Source organism: Streptomyces endocoffeicus (assembly GCF_016741935.1).
GTDB classification, from domain to species: domain Bacteria; phylum Actinomycetota; class Actinomycetes; order Streptomycetales; family Streptomycetaceae; genus Streptomyces; species Streptomyces endocoffeicus.
The window spans coordinates 140,539-160,419 of record NZ_JAERRG010000003.1; the positions used below are offsets into that span (position 1 = coordinate 140,539).

Genomic DNA, 19,881 nt, shown 5'->3' on the forward strand with positions numbered 1-19,881 from the left:
CCCTCACGGCATGAGTGGTCTGCCCTCAGACACCGGCTTCGACCGTGGCTTGCTTCTTCCGCCTCCGGTAGCTGGCGGCCTTGTGCTTGTTCCCGCACTCGGCCATCCCGCACCATCGTCGGGCGCCGGAGTGGGACAGATCGACGAAGAGGCGTGTGCAGTCCGGGTTGGCGCACTCCCTCATCCGCGCGAAATGGGCCGAGCTCAGCAGTTCCACCGCGTCGCGGGCGACCGCACCGAGTACCTCGTCCACACTGCCCGTCCGGGTCAGACGACCCGACACCTCGAGCTGATGCTTCGGCAGCGGCAGCCGGGCCGCTTCGTTCACTTCCGCGAGGACGTCACCGACGTCGGCATCCGGGTGGTCGCCCGGAGGCCAGGAAGTGGCGAGGGTGTAGACCGCCTCACGCAGACGGCGCAGCCGCTCGAAGGCGCGGGCGTCCACTGGGCCCGGAGCATCCAGGAGCTCCGCCTGGCGAACCCAGCGCCGCATGTCATCCGGGGAGTTCAGCAGTTCCGTGCGAAGACTCCGACGCCACAGCTTGGTGCCCGCCAGATCGAGACACAGCCGGCCACTCACAAAGACGAACTCATCCACGCGTCCATATTGACAGGTGACGCCTCCCGTGTCGATATTGCGACACCTGTCAATGCGGTGACGGCCTGCCGCGTCCGAGTGGGTGGCGGGGGGCGATGGCCGGCTTCGTGCGTGAATCGCGCACAGAGATTTCCCTAGCGCTCCTGGCGGGGGGCCAGCGCGGTGACGACGCCGTCGAGGATCTCGTCCAGCACCCGCGCCGAGGTGGCGAAGTTGAGCCGCAGATATCCGCCGGACTCCGGGCCGAAGGGTTCCCCGCCGTCGAGGAGGACCTTGCCCTGGCGGAGCACGTACTGGACCGGATCGTCCGTGAGCCGCAGTCGGCGGACGTCGAGCCAGGCGAGGTAGGTGGCTTCGGGAAGCCAGTGGCGCAGTGCCGGCACCCGGTCGCGCAGTACGTCGTGGACGCGATGGCGGTTGCGGTCCAGGACGGTCAGGAGTTCCTTCTGCCAGGGGTCCCCGTGCCGCCAGGCCGCTTGGGTGCCGATGACGCCGAGGGTGGAGACGGTTCCGTACAGGTCCGGTGGCTGGGCGTCGCGGGTGGCCAGCAGCCGGTCGGGACCGTAGTGGGTGACGGTGCAGCGCAGGCCGGCGAGGTTGAACGCCTTGGTCGCGGAGGTGATGGTCACCGTCCGTGCGGCGGCGTCGGGCGACAGGGACGCGAAGGGGATGTGCTGGTGGGGGGCGTGGCTCAGCTCGGAGTGGATCTCGTCGCTGATGACCAGCATGTCGTGCCGTCGGGCAACGGCGGCGATCTCCTCGAGCTCGTCCCGGGTCATCACCCGGCCGGTGGGGTTGTGGGGGTTGACCAGCAGGAGGACCTTGCAGCCGTGGCGGGCCGCGCCGTCGGCCAGCGCGGCGAAGTCCATGCGCCAGCCCTGGTCGGTCTGGATCATGGGCACTGGAACGGCGGGGCGTCGCATCGTTTTCAGCGTGGCCAGGAATGGAGGGTAGTTCGGCGTCTGGACAGCGACGGCGTCCCCTGGGGAGGTGGCCAGGTGGAGGAGGAGCTGTAGGCATTGTATGAGGTCTGTTTGTTCGCGGACGCGGGATGGAGCGGCTTCCCAGCCGTAGCGGGACGTCATGCGCTCGGCGAAGAGCCGGCGCAGCGGGCTGCCGTCGGGCCAGTCGGGATAGCCCAGATCTCCGTGGGTGACGGCATCGTGGAGGGCCTCGGCGACGGCCCGGGGGATGGGGTAGTCCATGTCGGCCACCCAGGCGGGCAGGACCGTTGGATCCACGCGGTGCCACTTCACCCCGGTCCGGTCGCGCAGCCAGTCCCGGTCGAGGTCGTCGAAGCCCGGGACGTGGCGGTGGCCGGCGGCCGGGGCTCCCGGGCCGGGGGGCATGGGAGTCATCGCACCGTTCCGTTCAGGAGGACGTCCCGGGTGATCTGCACCTGGCCGTGGTGCTGGGCGAGTTCCTCCAGTACGTGCAGCTGAACGCCGGCACAGCTCAGCGGGCGGTCGGGGCCTTCGAAGGAGGCGGGCGGTACCTTGCGGGGCGCCGCCTGTGCGTCGACTCCCCGCAGGTCGTCGCGGAGACGGTCGAACAGCGGGTCCAGAGCGCTCTTGAGATCGGCGACCGTCCCGACGGCGGTGAACTCCGAGGCCCGGTCCCGGTCCACGGACCTGCCGGCGATGACGTGCCCGATCCAGTAGTCGGCCACGCCCGTGCAGTGGTAGGCGACAGCGAACGGGCTGTTCGCCCCGGCCGGCGGGGGCACGGTGTTGGCGAGCTCGTCGCCCAGTTCCTCCAGTGCGCCGATCATGCCGTCGAACGCGCGGCGCAGGAAGTACAGGTACTCGTTCAGTTCCATGGGTTCCTCATGAGAGTGCTGGTCAGGGCCATGACGAGAGCAGGCCGAGGCGATGGGCCACGGTCGAGCGAGGACGTGGGTGAACAGGGTGTCCGGGCGACACGGCCCTCGGCGGACGGCTGGTGACGGCCGCAGGCTAATCCGGAATTGCGTCACCAGTCAAACAGGTGACGCTCGCAAGGTGTGACACGTCATGGACCGGTGTCCAGAACGAGGTGTGAGGTGTGAGGTGTGAGGTGTGCGGCGATGTGGCGGGGGCCGAGTTCGTGGAGCTTCAGGGCGCCCGGCGAGCCGCGCTCGCGGCCCTACGGTGACTCACCGCTCAGAGGTGTACCCGGATGATCGTTGCGCGTACGGTACGAGTCGTCCCACCGTCCGTCGTACGAACGTTTCGTCCTCACCGTCCTCGATACCGTCCTCGATGCGAAGGAGAGCCACCGCATGCGCACTGCTTCCCTGGGTGCCGTCCTCGGGCTGGCGTCGGTCGCCGTACTGACGTCCCTGGTTCCGGCGGGCACGACCTACGCGGCGGAGACCGCCGCCGGACGAGCCCACTGCCCCCGCCTCTCTTCCTCGCTCGCGTGGCACGGCGACAACAGGGAGCGGCTTCAGCGCGTGATTGACGAGCACGGAACGTGCGGCGACCCGCGGGTGCGTCATGGCGAGCGGCCGGTCGCCGCCTTCGACTGGGACAACACCGTCACCAAGAACGACATCACCGACCTCGCCATCGCCTGGGCTCTCAAGCACGACAAGATCTTGCGACCGGCGCGCTGGTCCGACACCAGTCCCTGGCTGACCGAGGAGGCCGACCGGACACTCACCGAGGCGTGTGGCACGGATGTGCCCGTCGGTGCGCCACTGCCGACTTCCACCGACACCGCCTGCACGGACGAGATCTTCTCCATCCGCAGCGAGGCCACCCTGATGAACGGCCACAAGGCATTCGCGGGGGAGTGGAACAGCCGCCGGACCCTTCCCCAGTACGCCTGGGTGCCCCAGCTGTTCGCGGGCCACACCGAGGCCGAGGTCACCTCCTACGCGCGGAAGTCCCGGGCCGAGGCGCTGGCCGCCCCCGTCGGCGCCACACAGCGGGTCGGCAGCCACACCCTGCACGCCTACGCTCGTTACAACCCGCAGATCAAGGACCTGATCCGGGTCCTGAAGAAGGCGGGATTCGAGGTGTGGGTGGATTCCGCCGGCAGCACTCCGGTCACCAACGCCTGGGCGAGTGGCGTCGGCGTCGACCGCGAACACACCCTCGCCATCCGCAACCTGCTGGACCGTCGGGGGCGGATCACCTACACCCAGGAAGGGTGCGGCGGTGAACCCGACAGCAAGGGCACGGTCATGCCGTACATCGAGGGCAAGCGATGCTGGCTCAACGAGAAGGTGTTCGGTGTCACCGGCCCCGCCGCCTGGAAGCGGCAGTCTCCTGAGAAGCGCCTGGTGATCGGCGCGGGCGATGCCGACACCGATGTGACGATGGTCGGCGACGCCACCGGTGCGGGCCTGGTCCTCAACCGGAACAAGAACGAGATCATGTGCCGGGCCTACGACAACGCGGACGGCACCTGGCTGATCAACCCCATGTTCATCGAGCCGCTGCCGCGCAAGGAAGCCGCCTACCCCTGCTCCACCACCGGATACACCAACCCCGACGGCACACTGGGTCCGGTGCGCCGACAGGACGGCAGCGTCATCCCGGACCAGGAGGACTCGGTCCACGGAGGCTGAGGGGCCCCGGGTGATCAGGCGTCCAGACCACCGCGCTTGACCAGCTGGCTCGCGATGACATTGCGCTGGATCTCGTTGGTACCCTCGCCGACGATCATCAGCGGGGCGTCACGGAAGTAGCGCTCGACGTCGAACTCGGTGGAGTAGCCGTAACCGCCGTGGATGCGGACGGCGTTCAGGGCGATCTCCATCGCCGTCTCGGAAGCGAAGAGTTTCGCCATGCCGGCCTCCATGTCCACCCGGCGCCCGGCGTCCGCCTCCCGGGCCGCGTAGAGGGTCAGCTGGCGCGCCGCGGTCAGTGAAGTCGCCATGTCGGCCAGGTAGTTGCCGATGGACTGGTGCCGCCAGACCGGCTTGCCGAACGACTCGCGTTCCTGTGCGTAGGCGAGGGCGTCCTCGAATGCCGCCCGGCCTACGCCGAGGGCGCGGGCGGCAACCTGGAGGCGGCCGGTCTCCAGTCCCTTCATCATGTGCGCGAAGCCCTCGCCCGCCACGCCTCCGAGCACGGCATTCGCGGGCGCCCGGTAGTCCTCGAAGGACAACTCGCAGCTCTCCACGCCCTTGTAGCCGAGCTTGGGCAGGTCACGCGAGACGGTCAGCCCGGGGCCGTGCTCGGCGAGCAGGATGGAGATGCCCGTGTGCGCGGGGCTCGCGTCCGGGTCGGTCTTGCACAGCAGGGCGATGAGCTGGGACCGGCGGGAGTTGGTGATCCACGTCTTCGTACCGTTCACCAGATAGCCGTCCGCGTCCCTCCGGGCGACGGTGCGCATCGCCTGGAGGTCGGAGCCGCCGCCCGGTTCGGTCAGCGCCATGGTCGCCCGGATCTCACCGGTGGCCATCCTCGGCAGGTAACGCCGCTTCTGCTCCTGCGTGCCGAAGCGCAGCAGCAGCTTGGCGACGACCGTGTGCCCTCCCATCGCGCCCGCCAGACTCATCCAGCCCCGGGCCAGCTCTTCGGTGATCAGCACATAACACGGGGTGGAGACCGGGGTACCGCCGTACTCCTCCGGGACGGCGAGTCCGAAGATTCCGAGCTGTTTCATCTGCTCGATGAGGGCTTCGGGGTAGGTGTTGGCGTGCTCCAGCTCCCGGACGACGGGCTTCACTTCCCTGTCGACGAAGTCGTGCACGGTGCTGACGATGAACCGCTCGTCCTCGGACAGGATGTCGAGTGTGCTCATGCTGGACGCTCCTTGTGGGGGAGTTCCATCATGAACGCGCGTCGCGGACCGGGCAGGGCACGCGCCCCACCGGAGCGGGGGTCATTCGCTTCGCATGGCTGCCGCCGCACAGTGTGATGTCTCCGGGGGGCCGGGGCACCATATGGGCGATGGCGCCGAGCGCGGCGGCGGAGTCACCGAGTCCGGCCGGACGCACTGTCGGCCGCCCGTACGGGCCGCGCGTCACGCGCGTGTGCAGTGTGCGTTCGATCGACCGCAGCAGGGCCGGACCGGCGTCGACCAGCTCACCGCCTACGACGATCACCCCCGGACCCACGGCGTGGCTCACGGCGTCCAGCATTCTGCCGATGTGGGCGCCGGCCCGCTCCAGGACCGCATGTGCCCGACGGTCGCCCGACCTGAGCGCGGCCACCAGCTCCGGGACGTCCGCTGCCGTACCTCCGGCGGCGCGGTAGGCGTCGAGTACGGCCCCGATCGAGGCCACCGTCTCCAGGCACCCGGTCCCACCGCACTCGCAGGGCGCGCCGTCCGGTTCCACGGTGATGTGGCCGAACTCTCCGGAGTGGCCGTGGGCGCCGCGGTGGAGTGCGCCGGCCACCACGAGTCCGCCGCCGACGCCGTGCGACAACCGCAGGTACAGCACGTCCTGTTCACCGGCGGCCGCGCCCCAGATCGTCTCGGCCAGCGCCGCCAACCGGGTGTTGTTGTCGATCAGCGGCCGGGCACCGAAGCGCTCGCGGACCAGCTCTGAGACCGTGTGGTGCGGGGATGCCCGCGGGGGGCCGTGATCCGGCGAGCCGACAGGTCCGACCACCCCGACGCCGATGCCGTTCGGCGCGCCGGACCGCAGCGCCCCGCCGGTCAGGGTGTCCGCCAGCCGCCATGCGATGTCGACACGGGCCTGCCACGGGGTGTCGGGGCCGTGTGCCTCCCCCACGGCCCCGGCGATCTGGCGTGACGCGTCCATCGTGGCCACCCGCACCGCCCGCCGCGCGAACTCGATGCCGAGCAGCAGACCGGTTCCGGGGTTCACGGTCAGCACCTCGGCCGGGCGGCCCCGCTTGCGCCGGGCCGCTTCCGGTATCGAGGCGAGGACGGTGCCGTTGTCCATGAGCGCTCCGACGGCGTCGTGGAGCACGGTGCGGGACAGGCCGCACCGGGTCCCCAACTCTCCCCGCGTCAGTGGGCCGTGTTCGCGCAACAGGCGCAGCACCAGGGTCCTGTGGGAGGCGGAGGCCCGTGTCCCCTCGGTCGGCATGGCGGCAGGGTCCCCTCTTGAACGCACCTGTGACGTGGGCAGGACGCAGGTGGGTCGATCGCTTGTGGCCCGGGAGGCTAGAGAGCGTCTTTGTGGGAATTCTGTGGGTTTCCGGGGCGGCGCCCAGGGATGCCCGGATCGCGTCAGACCCCGGCGGTCCGCGACCGCTCAGGCCGGTGTACCGCCGTGTGCGCCACGTGAATGACATCCGCGAGGGCGGTCGGCCGGGAGAGGAACGGTGAGTGCGAGGAATCCATCTCCACAATCGTCGTCGGCTGGGTGGACACAGCGTCGATTTCCCGGATCATGAGGCGTTGCAACGTGGGCCGTATGGCGTTGTCCCTGGTGCAGACGACGTAGCTGTGCGGGATCGCACCGTACCGTTCGGCGGTCACCTTGATCGGCTCGGCGGCGACGCCGGCGGGCGCGTCCGTGCTCAGCAGCGAGATCGCCGCCTCGGCGGTCACCTCGTCGGCGACGTCGTTGTAGAACGTCTCGCGGATGACGGCCCGACGATCGCCGTCGCTCGTGTCGTAGCGCAGCGCACCGACCGACGCCGGGTCCGCCGAGAGCCCGCCCGCCACCATTTCTCCCGCGTTCTCCGGCATGCCGATGTACTGCGCCGTCGGCGCCCCACTGACCGGGGCGAACGCCGCCACGTACATGAGTTCGGCGAACAGCTCCGGCGCCTGTTCGGCCGCGGCGGTCGCCACGGTGCCGCCCATGCTGTGCGCCACGACCAGACACGGCCGGCCGCTTCCGATCCGCCGCACCTGCTCGACCAGGCTCGCGGCCGCGGAGGACGCCGTGATCCCGGCCACCGGCGAGGGCTCCGCGGCGAACGCGTCGGCATCGAACGGACGCCCCCATCGCGACCGGGGTGAGCGGCTCTTCAGACCATGCCCGTCGAGGTCCACGGCGACCGAGGCGACACCGCGGCTCGCGAGTTGCTCACCGACCAGGCTCCAGCACCAGCTGCCATGCCAGAAACCGTGAACGAGAACGACGGGGGTGGTGGCTTCCATGCTCTTCCTCTTTCATCCATCTCATCGACCAACTGCGGGTCAGCAGGACCATAGGCGCGCGCTGGGGACGGGCGAACAGCTCAGCCACGTACTGACGACCGGTGGATAAAACGGGCGGCACCCGGGGCGCCGATCGGCCCATGTGCACGGGCGCGGGCCCAAATGCGACGATGCACCTCATGAAGCGCCATCTCGACGCGGCCCCCGATCCGATCGCCGGTGCCGCGGACCCGGGCTGGAGGCCGACCCCGGGGACCCAGGTGACGGACCGGATCCAATTGGGGGACTTCCTCCGCCGTCGCCGTGAGGCACTGCGTCCGGAGGACCTCGGTCTTGCCCCCGGCCCCCGGCGCAGGACTCCCGGGCTGCGCCGCGACGAGGTGGCGGCGATGGCCAACATGTCCACGGCCTACTACGAAAGTCTCGAGCAGGCACGTGGCCCCCAGCCATCGGTCGCGATACTCGCGAGCATCGCGACCGCCCTGCGGCTGACACCCGACGAACGGCATCATCTCTACCTGCTGGCCGGACACGCGCCGCCGACAGCGGCCGAGCCCCCGGACTACCTCGACCCGGGGCTGGCGTACACGCTGGACGCGGTGGCGGCCACGACACCCGCGCTCATCTCCGACGACCTCTCCAACGTCCTGGCACAGAACCCTTTGAACGTCGCCCTGTTCGGCACGTTCGCCGACCGGCCCGGCCACGAGAGGAACCTGACCTGGCACTGGTTCACCTCCGCGCACTGGCGTTCCGTACTGCGCTCGGCGTCGCCGCGGGAGGAAGAGGCGACCAGCCTGTTGTACGTGGCCGACCTCAGGGCCACGGTCACCCAGCGCGGTCACGATCCCGCCGCCGCGACACTGGTCGCCGATCTGCGGGAAGCCAGTGCGGAGTTCGCCGGGATGTGGGACCAGCACCGGGTGTCGACGCTGCGCTGCTCGACGAAATCCGTGTTCAGCGAGCAGGTGGGGCGCCTTGATCTGGACTGCGTCATCCTCGCCAGCCCACTGTCCCGGCAACGGCTTCTGCTGCTGCAACCCGTGCCGGACACGAAGACCGTGGACCGCCTGAGCCGCCTCCAGCTGTTGATCGGCGGCGGTCGGTAACGTGTCCGCCCATCGTGACGGCCGACTCATTTAATCCGCATGCCGCCCGCTTTTGTCCGGCTCCTTGACGTCGCGTCAGGTGTTAGCGTGAGCCGCCATGAGCCACATAGCCGGAAGGCATGACGCCCGATTCGACACCGTCCGCGCCAAGTTCGAGCAGAACGTGGCCTCCGGCGAGGAACTGGGCGCGTCCCTGGTCCTCGACATCGACGGCGACGTCGTCATCGACCTGTGGGGCGGCTTCCGCGACCCGGCCCGCACCGTGGCGTGGGACGAACACACCATCACCAATGTGTGGTCGACCACGAAGACCGTCACCAGCCTGGCGGCGCTCATGCTCGTCGACCGCGGCCAACTCGACATCCACGCACCGGTGGCCGAGTACTGGCCCGAGTTCGCCGCCAACGGCAAACAGGGCGTCGAAATCCGCCACCTTCTCTCGCACACCTCCGGGGTCGCCGGTCTCGACCAGCCCGCCGTGCTCGCGGACCTCTACGACCGGGAGAAGTCCACCGCCCGGATGGCCGCTCAGGCCCCGTGGTGGGAGCCGGGAACGGCCTCGGGCTACCACTTGTCGAACTTCGGTCACTTGCTCGGCGAGGTCGTCCGCCGGGTGAGCGGAAAGCCCCTGAAGCGGTTCGTCGCCGAGGAGATCGCCGGCCCGCTGGGCGCCGACTTCCAGATCGGTGCCGCCGAGGAGGACTGGGGCCGGATCGCGAACGTGATTCCGCCACCCCCCATGCGGATCGACGCCGACGCCCGGGGAGCGGACAACCCGGGCGTCAGGGCCGCGACCGGACCCTTCATGGAGGCGGACGACGCCAACACACCGGACTGGCGCCGCGCGGACATGGGCGGGGTGAACGGGCACGGCAACGCCCGCTCCGTCGCACGTATGCTGTCCGCGATCGCCCGAGGCGGTGAGGTCGACGGCATCCGCCTGCTCGGCCCGGACACGATCGATCTCATCTTCGACGAGCAGGCCAACGGTGTGGACGTGGTCCTCGGCATCCCGCTGCGCTGGGGTGTCGGCTACGCGTTGCCCAAGAAGGACACCATCGCCTGGATCCCCGACGGAAAGATCTGCTTCTGGGGAGGCTGGGGCGGGTCAATGATCATCATGGACCTCGAGCGGCGCATGACGATCTCCTACATGATGAACAGGATGGCCCCCGGCATCATCGGTTCCGACCGAAGCGGCAGCTACGTCACGGCCATCTACGACGCGCTCCGGCACAACCCCTGACGCCGGATTCCGCTTCGCATCGGCTGCCCGGCGGGCGGCCGATGCCTCCCTCTTGACGTCACACCCGTTGACGCGCAGACCGGATTCGCCGAAGAATGTGCGACACCTTCTGACAACGTTGTCCAGCCTCCGAGGTGTCGCTTCCGTGTCGCACCAATCCCTGCCCCTCGACCGCCGCCGCTTCCTGCACCTCGCCGGTCTCACGGGTGCGCTGGCCGCCATGCCCCCGCTCACCGGAGCCGCGAGCGCCCACGCGGCGCAGGGCCGTGACGACACACCGCCCGACGCCGTCGCGGCCACCTACCTGCGGGTGCTCCTGGACCACACCCGGTGGTCCGAGACGCGGTGGGACGAGGCCCAGGGCCACTACACCGCCAAGGACTTCGGCTTCGCCGTGGTCCTCGGCAACGCGGTCCTGCTCACCCACGGCACCTACGACGCGGCGCGCGCGGGCACCGACCGGGAGACCCTGAAGCGGCGCACGCTCGCCACCATCCGTCACTTCGCCGCGTCGAACCGGCTCACCGGCGGCGACGAGTGGGGCCGCACGCTCTTCTTCGACACCACCTTCCAGTCGTACTTCGTCCTCGCCGCCCGGCTGCTGTGGCAGGACCTCGACACCGCGACGCGGCGGAACGTCGAGACCATCGTCCGCGAACAGGCCGCCTACACCGCGTCGTTGGGCAGCGGCGACGACCCCGCCTCGGGCGACTGGACGCCGAACGGACTGAACGGCGGACACGTCGGCGACACCAAACTGGAGGAGATGGGCCTGTACGCGCAGACCCTCGCACCGGCGCTCGCGTGGGCCCACGACGACCGCCGCGCCGCCGACTGGGCCAGGTGGTACGGCGTCTGGTCGCGCAACGAGGCGGGGCTGCCGCCCGCCGACCTCGCCAACCCCGCCCGGGTGGACGGCGTCGCCGTCTCCGAGAACACCGCCCGCAACCTGTACGACACCTTCATCGTCGAGAACCACGGCTCCTTCGGCCCGCACTACCAGGAGGAGCTGTGGCGCACCTCCGGCCGCAACGCCGCGCACTTCCTGGCCGCCGGACGCCCCCTCCCGCAGGTCCTCACACGGCAGCCGAACGCCCAGCCGCTGTGGCACACGCTGCTGGGCGTCATGAGCGACGCGGGCGAACCGCTGATGCCGATGGTCGACGACCGCGAACACCTCTACGGCAGGGACGTCATCCCGCTCGCCTTCCTCTCCCAGGTGATGCGCGACCGGGCCGCGGCGCGCGCGGAGCAGGAGCTGGCGTCGCGGCTGGAGGCGTACCAGCAGTACCCGCCCGAGCACCGGATGGCGAAGTTCTCGGGGGAGCCGAAGTACGAGCCGGAGGCACGCGCCGAGATCGCGATCAGCTATCTGCTGCACGTGTGGGCGGCGGCGTCCGGGCGGCCCGTCAAGGCGCTGTCGCGCGACGAACTGTTCGCGCGGGCCTCCGGTGTCACGGACTTCGGGACCGGCCCCGGACTGCTGTCGCACCAGTCGCGAACCGCGTGGGCCGGTGCCGTGACGAAGCCCGGGTTCGTGAAGTTCGCCTGGCAACCGGGGCACGACGACTGGCTGTTCCGGATCGGCGGCGCGACCCCGATGTTCCTGCCCGCCACCGCCGCGAAGGTCCAGGGCCGTACCGTGCGCGGGTACGAGTCCCCGCGCGACGGCTTCGACGGCAGCGCGACACTCCTGCGCCTGGACGGCGGCTGGGCCGGATTCGCGACGCTCCCGACGGGCGCGGTCGTCTACGCGAGCGGCGGCACCGCCGACGCGGAGGGCCACCTCGAGGTGCACAACCTGACGATGCCCGGTATGCCGGGGCTCGACGGCGCGCGCACCTACCGCTTCGAGGAGGGCGAAGCGACCGTCCGCGCCCGCGACACCGCCACCGGAACACCCGCCGGACGGGTCGACGACCTCGGCTTCACCCCCACGACGGTGCGCCACGTCCGCATGCTCGGCGTGCGGCCCGACCCGGCCTACGGATACTCCCTGTACGCCTTCGAGGTGCGCGACGGCGCCCAGGGCGCGGACCTCGCGCGCGGCGGGTCCGCCACCGCCTCGTCGGCCGACGCAGGGAAGGGCGCGCCGCTCGCGGTCGACGGCGACGCGGCCACCCGCTGGGCGGTGTCGAGGGCCGACCGTCCGCGCGCCGACAGCTGGCTGGCCGTCGACCTCGGCGCCGAGCGCCGGATCGACCGGGTCACCCTGCGCTGGGAGTCGGCGGCCGGCCGCGCCTACCGCGTCCAGGGTTCCACGGACGGCCGGGACTGGCGGGACCTGGCGACCGGGCCCAGGCCCGCGGTGAGCAGCCGCGGCGGCTGGCTCGACGTCGATGGACGCGCCGGGCTCGTGGTGCGTGACGGCCGGAACCCGATCGGCGTCTACGACGACAAGATCGTCCTCGGCGACGGCCCGGCGGCACCTCTCCTCGTCGAGGGTTTCCCCGGCACGTCGGCCGGGAAGCTGCGCGCGATCGCCCGGGGGGCCGCGCCCACGGCGGAGGCCACCGAGGTGCGCACGACGCTGACGGACGGGCACCTGACCCTGTTCAACCTCTCCGGCGAGTCCGTCCGGACGCTGATCGCGATCCCGCGCACCGGCACGGACACGGTGGTCTTCGAGGGCACCCAGAGGCTGACCGCCGACGGCACGTCCTTCGAGGCCGCGCTGCCCGCCGCCACGGCGGTCGTGCTGCCCCCGCGCTTCACGCTCACCCCCCTCACCAGCCGACGCCTGCCGTCGGGCCTGCGGGTCCAGGTCGTCGACGGCGCGACCGTGCGCCTGTCCGGGGCCTCCTGCGCCCTGCGCGTCCGGGCCCAGGGGCACAGCCAGGTCGCCGTCGTCAGAGCGGACCGGACGATCACCGTCGTCCTGGCGGGCGCGGCCGCCCATCCGCACGACGACCTGGCCCTCGGCAGGACCGTCTTCCCCACCAGCCCGCTGCCGGAGGGCATGTCCGACCCCGCGGCGGCGGTGGACGGCGACGCCCACACGGCGTGGCGGCCGGGCACGCGCGGCCGCATGGTCGTGGACCTCGGCGCGGTCCGCCCGGTCCGCCTGGTGGAGACCGAGTGGACGGCGGCACCGGCGCCGGGCGCGAAGGCCGGCTTCAGCACGGACGGCATCACCTACCGGGACGCCGGAACCCTCACCGGCCGGGGCCGCGTGCGTCGGCTGACCGCCTCCGAGACGGCCCGCTACGTCAGCCTCGAGGTCGACGGGTCGGCGCCCGCGGCGGTGTCACGCCTGCGGCGCCTGACGGTGCGCTGACCGCCCCGCGGCCACCGGGCCACGCGAGGCGGGGCCCTCGCTCACCGAGGGCGTGCGGGCGGGCGGGGACGGCGGCCCACGGGTGAGCGAAGGGGCGGCGGGGGCGAGTCCCCTCCGGATGGATCGGCGGCCGGGTCAGATGAGGTCGGGGCGGCGGTGCCGGACCGGGCTGATGTCCTCCAGCGCCGCGCCGAGCCGCAGGATCGTCGCCTCGTCGTACCAGCGGGAGACGAGCTGGACGCCGATCGGCAGTTTCCCGCCGGTGGCTCCGAAGGGGAGGGAGAGCGCGGGCAGGCCGGTGAGATTGAACGGGACCGTCGCGCGCATGATGCCGCGTGCCGGGACGGTGACGTCGCCGACCTCGAATGTCCGCCGGGCGTGCGGCGGCGCGGGGACGGGGCACACGGGGCACAGCAGGACGTCGTAGCGCTCGAAGTACCCGGAGAACATCGAGCTGAGCGCCTCGGCCCGTTGCTGGGCGGCGACATAGTCGGTCAGCGTCACGTCCGGCGCGGTCAGCGCCCGCCGGATGACGCTGTGCAGCTCGGACTCGCGGCCGGCGACGGCCTGCCGGAAGTACGGCACGACCTCGGCGGTGAACAGCACCGCGCTCAGCGCGGTCGCGTCGAGGGTCTCCAGCTCGGGGAGTGGGGCCGGTTCGACCGTGCAGCCCAGGGTGCGCAGGGCGTCGGCCGCCGCGGTGACGGTGGCCGCCACCTCGCGGTCCACCGGGCCGAAGGCGGGCTCGGTCGCCCAGCCCACCCGCAGCCCGGCTATGTCCCGCGGTCCGGACGGGTCGGCGGGGAGCGGGTGGTGGTGCCGCACGTAACCGTCGGCACCGTCGGGTCCCGCGAGGACCCTCAGCGCGGCCGCGATGTCCCGCACACTGCGGGCCATGGGACCGACGTGCCAGTAGCGCCGGGGAACCTCGGGCCAGTGACCGGTGGTTGGGATGCGGCCCCGGGTGGCCTTCAGCGCGACGATGCCGGTGTCGTGGGCCGGCCCCCGCACCGAGATGGCGACATCGCTGCCCAGCCCGAGCGGGGACATCCCGGCGGCGATCGCGGCTGATTCGCCACCACTTGATCCGCCTGGAGTCCGCTCGTGGTCCCAGGGGTTGAGTGACCTGCCGGTGATGACGTTGTCGGTCTCGGTCCAGTAGGAGAACTCGGGCAGGTTCGTCTTGGCCAGCGGAATCCCGCCCGCCGCCCGGAGTCTGGCCACCGCGGTCGCGTCTCCGGCCGGGACACGGTCCCGGAACAGGGCCGAGCCGCGGGCGGTGACCACTCCCGCCACATCCAGCGAGTCCTTGACCGTGAACGGGACGCCGTGCAGCGCGCCCAGAGCCGTGCCCGCCCGCACGGCCCGGTCGGCGGCGCGCGCCGCGTCGAGTGCCCGTTCGGCGGTCACCGTCACGGCGTTGATCTTCGGGTCGACCGCCGCGATACGGTCCAGATGCGCCCGCACCACTTCCACGGCGGATACCTGTCGTCCCGCGATGAGTGCCGCCAGCTCGGTCGCATCCCGGTAGTACAGCTCACGCTCGCCCACGGACAGGCCCTTCCGCCGTCGATAAGATGCAGGGCGCATCTGCATTCGCAGCGTACGCGGCGGGCCCGCGTCTCAGCCGCGTATGGTCACGCCGTGGCGTGTGCGCAGTCGGTGCAGCTCCCACAGGGAGAGTCCGGTCACCGACAGCGGGCCGCCGAACAGGGAGCAGAGCTGGGCCCACTGCGGCCCGTTGGGCATACCGCTCCCGGTCAGGTTGAAGGCGGCGATGATCCAGACCATCACCACGGTGAGCACGGCCGGCAGCGCGGCGTGCACATAGGCGGTGTTGAAGGCGGAGCGGGCGACGTAGGCCGAGGCCAGGAAGAAGAACGGCAGTCCCCACAGTACGAGCGTGAGCGCGGGGACGGCGGCCACGAACAGCCACACCCCGTGCAGCCCTTCCAGCACCTCGGGGTTGGCCGAGATCGCCCAGAACGTGGCGACGAGGACGGCCACCGTCAGGACGTACCAGCCGACGGTCTTGGCCGGGACACCGAGCCGGGAGCGCAGCAACCGCCGCCGCTCCGCGGGCGCGTAGCGGATGAAGACGGCGATGACCACCGGTCCGGCGATGAGGAGCAGGACCGGGGTCACGATGAGTTGGGCGGCACTCTCGCTGGCCTGGTCCTTCAGGTCGTCGTCCGATCCGTAGGTGTAGTAGAGCGCGAGCGTCGCGAGGACGCCGAGCACCGTGCGGATGATCTGGACGCGGTCGACCACGGGGTCGTGGACACGCCCGCCGCCGTCCTGGTCGAACAGTTTCCGCGCGGGCCGGTGCGCCAGGCGGAGCAGGGGGATGAGGAAGGAGAGGAACGGCACTCGCCGGTACCAGCGCCGGCCTGCGGGCGCCGGACGGTAGGGACCGGGCGGCGGGGGTGGGGGCGGGGGCCCATAGGGGTTCGGTGGTGGCCCGTACGGATTCGGTGTCGGCGGTGGCCCGTACGGGTCCGGTGTCGGCGGTGGCCCGTACGGACCGGGTGCCGGCGGCGGTCCCCAGCGGTTGCCTCCCTGCCCGGGGTCGTTCGGCAGACCCCATCCCCCCGTTGCCATCGCGGCTCCTCCTCGCCCATGCGCTCGAACGCGCGTTTTTCGCCAGTTGGCCGGGGAATTGTAGGTCACGAAGACGAATTGCGTCCCGCCCGGTCGTTGGGCGGTTCGGCCTTGGCCGCGCCGGCGGCCTGGGAATGGTCAGGCTGGTACGGGGGGCTGCTCCAGCCTGCGAGGAGAGCCAGCCGGTCCGCGGAGGGAGAACCGGGTTCGACGGTGTAGATGCCGAGGATCTGGTCCGGGTCGTCGGTGGCGGTGAAGGACTCGTAGCCCAGGACGAGATCGCCGACGAGTTCGGCCAGGGCCGGCACGTCATATCGGGATTCGCGGGCACCGTCGGTACGGGGCTCGTCGCATCGGCTACGGGCTCCAGCTGACGTTCGGGTTCAGATGACCCGTCCAGTCGAAGAGGGCCATGTTGTCCCAGCTGTTTCCGCTGTTGTCGATGTCGGCCGGGTCCCAGCCGTTGCCGGGGACCGCGTACCAAGTCGGTTCCCAGTAGAAGACCCCGATCGCGCCGGCGTTGCGGGCGGTGTTCCGCACATCGGAGAAGTTGGCGGCCTGGCCCGCCTGTCGAGCGGGTCCTTGGTGTTTCCGTTCGCGTCGTAGTACTTGGCGCCCAGGTCAAGAGCTCGCTGTGCGGTCGACACGTCGGCGCCGCGCATGCTGAGCGCGTTCGTGGCGGAGGCGTTCGTGGGCACGGGGAGCAGAGGCACGGCCAGGGCGACCACCGTCGTGAGCAAGGTGACCTTCAGGGCGCGGCGGCCGGATCCTTAGGCATGCGTACGCCGCACGCCGCACGCCCGCCGGCTCGCCACCTCGCCCGCATCCGTCCCGGCCGCGCTCGCGGCCGATCAACGCCTCGGCGCGCTCGCCGTTGGGGCCCAGGACCCGTCGAGCGGCACGCCTGCCGCTGCGGCGACCCGGGCGCGGGACTCCAGCAGCCGGGTGCGCAACGCCGGCAGGTCGACGTCGAGCAGCCGGCCGTTTCGCTTGACCGGCTTTCCGGCGATGAAGACGCTGTCCACCAGCCCGGGGTGACCGGCGGAGACGATCGTGCCGATGGGATCCGTGACCGGGAAGACCGTGAGGTCCTCGGCGTCGAGGAGGATGAAGTCGGCGTCCTTGCCGACACTGAGACTGCCCGTCCGGGCGTCGAGTCCACACGTGCGGGCGCCGTCCACCGTGGCGAATTCGACGAAGTCCCGCGCCGTGAGACCGCCGTTCAGGCCGCGCTGGACGGAGAACGCCGTGCGCATGGTGGCGAACATGTCGCCGCCGGCGGACGGGCAGTCGTCGACGGACAGTGAGGGGCGGATCCCGGCGGCCAGCATGCGGCCGGTCTCGGGCCAGCCGAAGCCCATCTTCAGCTCGACGTCCGGGCTGATCGACACCGAGCAGCCCGCGTCGGCCATCATCGCCACCTGGTCGTCGGAGATGCCGTTGCCGTGCACGAAGGTCGTGCGGTCATCCAGCAGTCCGCGGTCACGCATGTCCGCGATGGGGCGCTCACCGCTGGGCCAGCCCGTGGCGGCGTGTACGTGGACGCTCACCCGCAGCCCGAGCTCCCGTGCCAGTGCGACATCGTCCGCGGTGGTGTCCAACGAGGTCAGCTGCGGGCCGCGCAGCCCCAACGCCATTCCCTCGTCCGGCAGTTGGGATCGCACGCGCTTGACCTCGGTGGCGATCGAGTCGTCGGCGAAGCCCGCGCCGTAGCAGAACACCGAGTGGCCGGGCGCGTCACGCAGCGCCTGGATCGCGGCGTCGGCGTTCTCCGGGCGGTCGGAGCAGTGGAACCAGTCGAGCATGGTCGTGACGCCCGAGCTCAGTGCCTCGATCCGGCCCAGCAGGTTGCCCAGGTACACGTCCTCCGGCCGGTAGTGCGGCCGGAATGTGCCGTGCATGGCGACGCCGTACTCGCGGAACGTCCAGTTGGCGCCGATGCCACGGAAGGCGGTCTGCCAGGTGTGCCGGTGGGTGTCGACGAAACCGGGCATCACGATCTTGCCGCGGGCGTCGACGACCTCCGAGTCGGCCGGGTCCACGTCGGCGGCGATCGCCGCGATCCGGCCGTCCTCGATGAGCAGGTCGCCCTGCGGGAGATTGCCGACGGCCGGGTCCATGCTGACCACCATGCCGCCGCGCACCAATGTCCTCATCGGATGAGCTCCTCTCACACAGTTGACGCATCAACTCTAGGAGCGTGGTGTTGATGCGTCAACTGCGCGCCTCCGGCGGGTAGGATTTCCGCCATGACGGAGACCCGCGACCTGGACCCCGAGGAGTGGGAGCTCTGGGGCGCCTGGACGCACGCGCAGCGGCTGCTCGCCCGGGAGCTCGACCGTGCCCTCCAACGTGAGTTCGGCATCTCGAAGGCCGAGTTCAGCGTGCTGATGACCTTGTGGCGCGCGGCCGGGCGCGAGCTGCGTGTCGGTGAGCTCTCCGAGTCGCTCGGCTGGGAGAAGAGCCGCGTCTCGCACCAGCTGACCCGCATGGAGAAGCGCGGTTTCGTGGCACGGACCGAAAGCGGTGCCTACGGCCGCCGTACCGGGACCAAGCTGACCGCCGAGGGGCGTAGTGCCGTGCAGAGCGCCATCACCGGGCACGCCGGCAACATCCGCCGCCACTTCTTCGACACCCTCACTCCGCAGCAGGCCGATGCCATCCGGGCATGGAGCGAGCAGACGATCGAGCGCATCGAATCGCACAGCGAGGTCACGTAGCCAGGAGGTGGCCCGCGGCAACCGCCGCGGCCACGGTCCCTCCGGCCACCACCGCCGAGGCCGCGAACAGCGGAACCCTCGGCGTCCACGTCCGCAGCGTCCGGGACCGGGAGACGCGGTCCAGCAGCGCGTCCCGGCCGCGCAGCACGATCAGGCCGACGCCGATGAGCGTCAGCGCCATGCCGAGGCTGAACGCCGCGACCATCGCGAGCGCGATCCCGACCTTGCCGGTCAGCAGGCCGGTGAGCAGGACGAGGAAGGCGGACGGCGAGGGCAGCAGACCACCCGATGTGCCGAGGAGCACGAGGCCTCGCCAGGTGAGGAGGGACGGGGCGTCCGGGATGTGATGGCTGTGCCCGTGCCCGTGGTCATGCCCGTGCCCGTGGTCATGTCCGTGCCCGTGGTCATGCCCGTGACCATGGTCAGGCCCGTGGTCATGTCCGTGAGGGGAACGGTGGTGCCTTCGGTGGCGCAGATGGCGGCGCAGCAGGTTCACCCCCACCCCGGCCACCACCAGCGCCGCGATCAGCTGGAGCCACCCCGTCAGCGCCGCGATGTCGGGCGTGCTGTTCGCCGCCAGCCACCAGCCGACCGCCAGAGCGGCGACCGAGAACGTGTGCATCACGGCGACGATCCCGCCCAGCCACACCGCGTCGCGCGGCCTGCCCTTGGCGCCCACCAGATACCCGGCGGCCAGGGACTTCCCGTGCCCCGGTGCGCAGGCGTGGAGCGCCCCCACGGCCGCGGCCACGAGCAGCGCGAGCGGAAGGGCCACGCCGTGGTCCAGCAGTGAGGCCAGGTCAGTTGTCCAGGCCGGCCCGCCCGAAGCGGCCGGTGCGGCCTCGGCGGTCCCCGCCGCCGTCGGGGTCAGGGTCAGCGTTCGCGTCGGTTCCTGGGCCGTGTGCAGCCCGCCGGAGCCCGTGCTCGTGACCGACAGCGTCCGGTACGCCGGGTTGATGTCCGTCAGCGCCGTGACCGTCAGTTCGACGCGGTCCACCGGCCGCGGGCAGACGAAGTGGAGCTTCACGCCGACCGCCCGCTTCACCGGGCAGGGGTGGCCGTCCTGGCGTACGACGATGTGCGAGCGCAGATAGCCCGCCTCGTCACCGCCGGTCTTCTTGTCCAGGACGGCGATGTCGTCCCGCTGCGCGGACCAGGTCGTGTCGACGGCGGTGCCCGTCGCTTCGATCTTCACTACGGGAGGGGTGCCGAAGGGGTGCGCCTGCGCCGTCCCCGCGCTGCCCAGGAGCAGCGCGGAGACGGCGGCCAGCAGGAGCGGCACCCCGGTGCGGAGTGATCGCACGGTGGTG

At 71.1% G+C, this 19,881-nt stretch carries 16 protein-coding genes and 1 pseudogene; 5 read left to right on the forward strand and 12 right to left on the reverse strand.

Annotated elements, in window-relative coordinates:
* Nucleotides 1-25: 25 nt before the first annotated feature.
* The 3 genes from JK364_RS10795 to JK364_RS10805 all read right to left on the reverse strand — a co-directional run bounded on the left by JK364_RS10795 (nt 26) and on the right by JK364_RS10805 (nt 2,417).
* On the reverse strand, nt 26-598 hold the full coding sequence (locus tag JK364_RS10795) for a CGNR zinc finger domain-containing protein (RefSeq protein ID WP_201850069.1): 573 nt from the start codon (nt 596-598) through the stop codon (nt 26-28).
* 134 nt (nt 599-732) lie between these two features.
* Nucleotides 733-1,956: a MalY/PatB family protein gene (locus JK364_RS10800; RefSeq protein WP_230991756.1), complete on the reverse strand. Its 1,224-nt coding sequence runs from the start codon at nt 1,954-1,956 to the stop codon at nt 733-735.
* Nucleotides 1,953-2,417 carry a DinB family protein gene (locus tag JK364_RS10805; protein ID WP_201850071.1) on the reverse strand — a complete coding sequence of 155 codons (465 nt, stop codon included), beginning with the start codon at nt 2,415-2,417 and terminating at the stop codon, nt 1,953-1,955. Before JK364_RS10805 ends, JK364_RS10800 begins: the two co-directional genes overlap by 4 nt.
* Nucleotides 2,418-2,858: 441 nt before the next feature.
* On the opposite strand from JK364_RS10805, the gene JK364_RS10810 reads away from it, so the two are divergent.
* Nucleotides 2,859-4,154, forward strand: a complete 1,296-nt coding sequence (locus tag JK364_RS10810; protein ID WP_201850073.1) for an HAD family hydrolase — start codon at nt 2,859-2,861, stop codon at nt 4,152-4,154.
* A gap of 14 nt (nt 4,155-4,168) precedes the next feature.
* On the opposite strand, the gene JK364_RS10815 is transcribed toward JK364_RS10810, so the two are convergent.
* The 3 genes from JK364_RS10815 to JK364_RS10825 all read right to left on the reverse strand — a co-directional run bounded on the left by JK364_RS10815 (nt 4,169) and on the right by JK364_RS10825 (nt 7,618).
* Nucleotides 4,169-5,335, reverse strand: a complete 1,167-nt coding sequence (locus JK364_RS10815; protein ID WP_201850074.1) for an acyl-CoA dehydrogenase family protein — start codon at nt 5,333-5,335, stop codon at nt 4,169-4,171.
* 28 nt (nt 5,336-5,363) lie between these two features.
* Nucleotides 5,364-6,593: an ROK family protein gene (locus JK364_RS10820; RefSeq protein WP_201850076.1), complete on the reverse strand. Its 1,230-nt coding sequence runs from the start codon at nt 6,591-6,593 to the stop codon at nt 5,364-5,366.
* A 143-nt stretch (nt 6,594-6,736) separates the two neighbouring features.
* Nucleotides 6,737-7,618 (reverse strand): alpha/beta fold hydrolase, encoded by an 882-nt coding sequence (locus JK364_RS10825; protein WP_201850078.1) that lies wholly within the window; start codon nt 7,616-7,618, stop codon nt 6,737-6,739.
* Nucleotides 7,619-7,797: 179 nt separating this feature from the next.
* Between JK364_RS10825 and JK364_RS10830 the strand changes: the two genes are divergently transcribed.
* The 3 genes from JK364_RS10830 (at nt 7,798) to JK364_RS10840 (ending at nt 13,250) form a co-directional block, all read left to right on the forward strand.
* Nucleotides 7,798-8,727 (forward strand): helix-turn-helix transcriptional regulator, encoded by a 930-nt coding sequence (locus JK364_RS10830; RefSeq protein WP_201850080.1) that lies wholly within the window; start codon nt 7,798-7,800, stop codon nt 8,725-8,727.
* A 97-nt stretch (nt 8,728-8,824) separates the two neighbouring features.
* On the forward strand, nt 8,825-9,973 hold the full coding sequence (locus JK364_RS10835) for a serine hydrolase domain-containing protein (RefSeq protein WP_201850082.1): 1,149 nt from the start codon (nt 8,825-8,827) through the stop codon (nt 9,971-9,973).
* Nucleotides 9,974-10,118: 145 nt separating this feature from the next.
* Nucleotides 10,119-13,250 carry a discoidin domain-containing protein gene (locus JK364_RS10840; RefSeq protein ID WP_201850083.1) on the forward strand — a complete coding sequence of 1,044 codons (3,132 nt, stop codon included), beginning with the start codon at nt 10,119-10,121 and terminating at the stop codon, nt 13,248-13,250.
* 135 nt (nt 13,251-13,385) lie between these two features.
* Here JK364_RS10840 and JK364_RS10845 read toward each other — a convergent pair whose 3' ends face one another.
* The 5 genes and pseudogenes from JK364_RS10845 to JK364_RS10865 all read right to left on the reverse strand — a co-directional run bounded on the left by JK364_RS10845 (nt 13,386) and on the right by JK364_RS10865 (nt 18,007).
* Nucleotides 13,386-14,840, reverse strand: coding sequence for an amidase (locus JK364_RS10845; RefSeq protein WP_201850085.1), 1,455 nt, complete (start codon nt 14,838-14,840; stop codon nt 13,386-13,388).
* 33 nt (nt 14,841-14,873) lie between these two features.
* Nucleotides 14,874-15,620, reverse strand: coding sequence for a hypothetical protein (locus JK364_RS10850; protein ID WP_307841222.1), 747 nt, complete (start codon nt 15,618-15,620; stop codon nt 14,874-14,876).
* 296 nt (nt 15,621-15,916) lie between these two features.
* Nucleotides 15,917-16,159 carry an MmyB family transcriptional regulator gene (locus tag JK364_RS10855; RefSeq protein ID WP_201850089.1) on the reverse strand — a complete coding sequence of 81 codons (243 nt, stop codon included), beginning with the start codon at nt 16,157-16,159 and terminating at the stop codon, nt 15,917-15,919.
* A 49-nt stretch (nt 16,160-16,208) separates the two neighbouring features.
* Nucleotides 16,209-16,430: pseudogene (locus JK364_RS10860) on the reverse strand (glycosyl hydrolase 53 family protein); the annotation flags it as partial.
* Between the two features lie 272 nt (nt 16,431-16,702).
* Nucleotides 16,703-18,007 (reverse strand): amidohydrolase family protein, encoded by a 1,305-nt coding sequence (locus JK364_RS10865; RefSeq protein ID WP_201850097.1) that lies wholly within the window; start codon nt 18,005-18,007, stop codon nt 16,703-16,705.
* Nucleotides 18,008-18,100: 93 nt separating this feature from the next.
* On the opposite strand from JK364_RS10865, the gene JK364_RS10870 reads away from it, so the two are divergent.
* The gene (locus JK364_RS10870) at nt 18,101-18,571 is read left to right on the forward strand and encodes a MarR family winged helix-turn-helix transcriptional regulator (protein ID WP_201850105.1); all 471 of its coding nucleotides are present in this window, start codon (nt 18,101-18,103) and stop codon (nt 18,569-18,571) included.
* Here JK364_RS10870 and JK364_RS10875 read toward each other — a convergent pair.
* Complete coding sequence (locus tag JK364_RS10875) at nt 18,564-19,874, reverse strand: hypothetical protein (RefSeq protein ID WP_307841224.1); 1,311 nt, start codon at nt 19,872-19,874, stop codon at nt 18,564-18,566. The genes JK364_RS10870 and JK364_RS10875 overlap by 8 nt on opposite strands.
* Between the last annotated feature and the right edge of the window lie 7 nt (nt 19,875-19,881).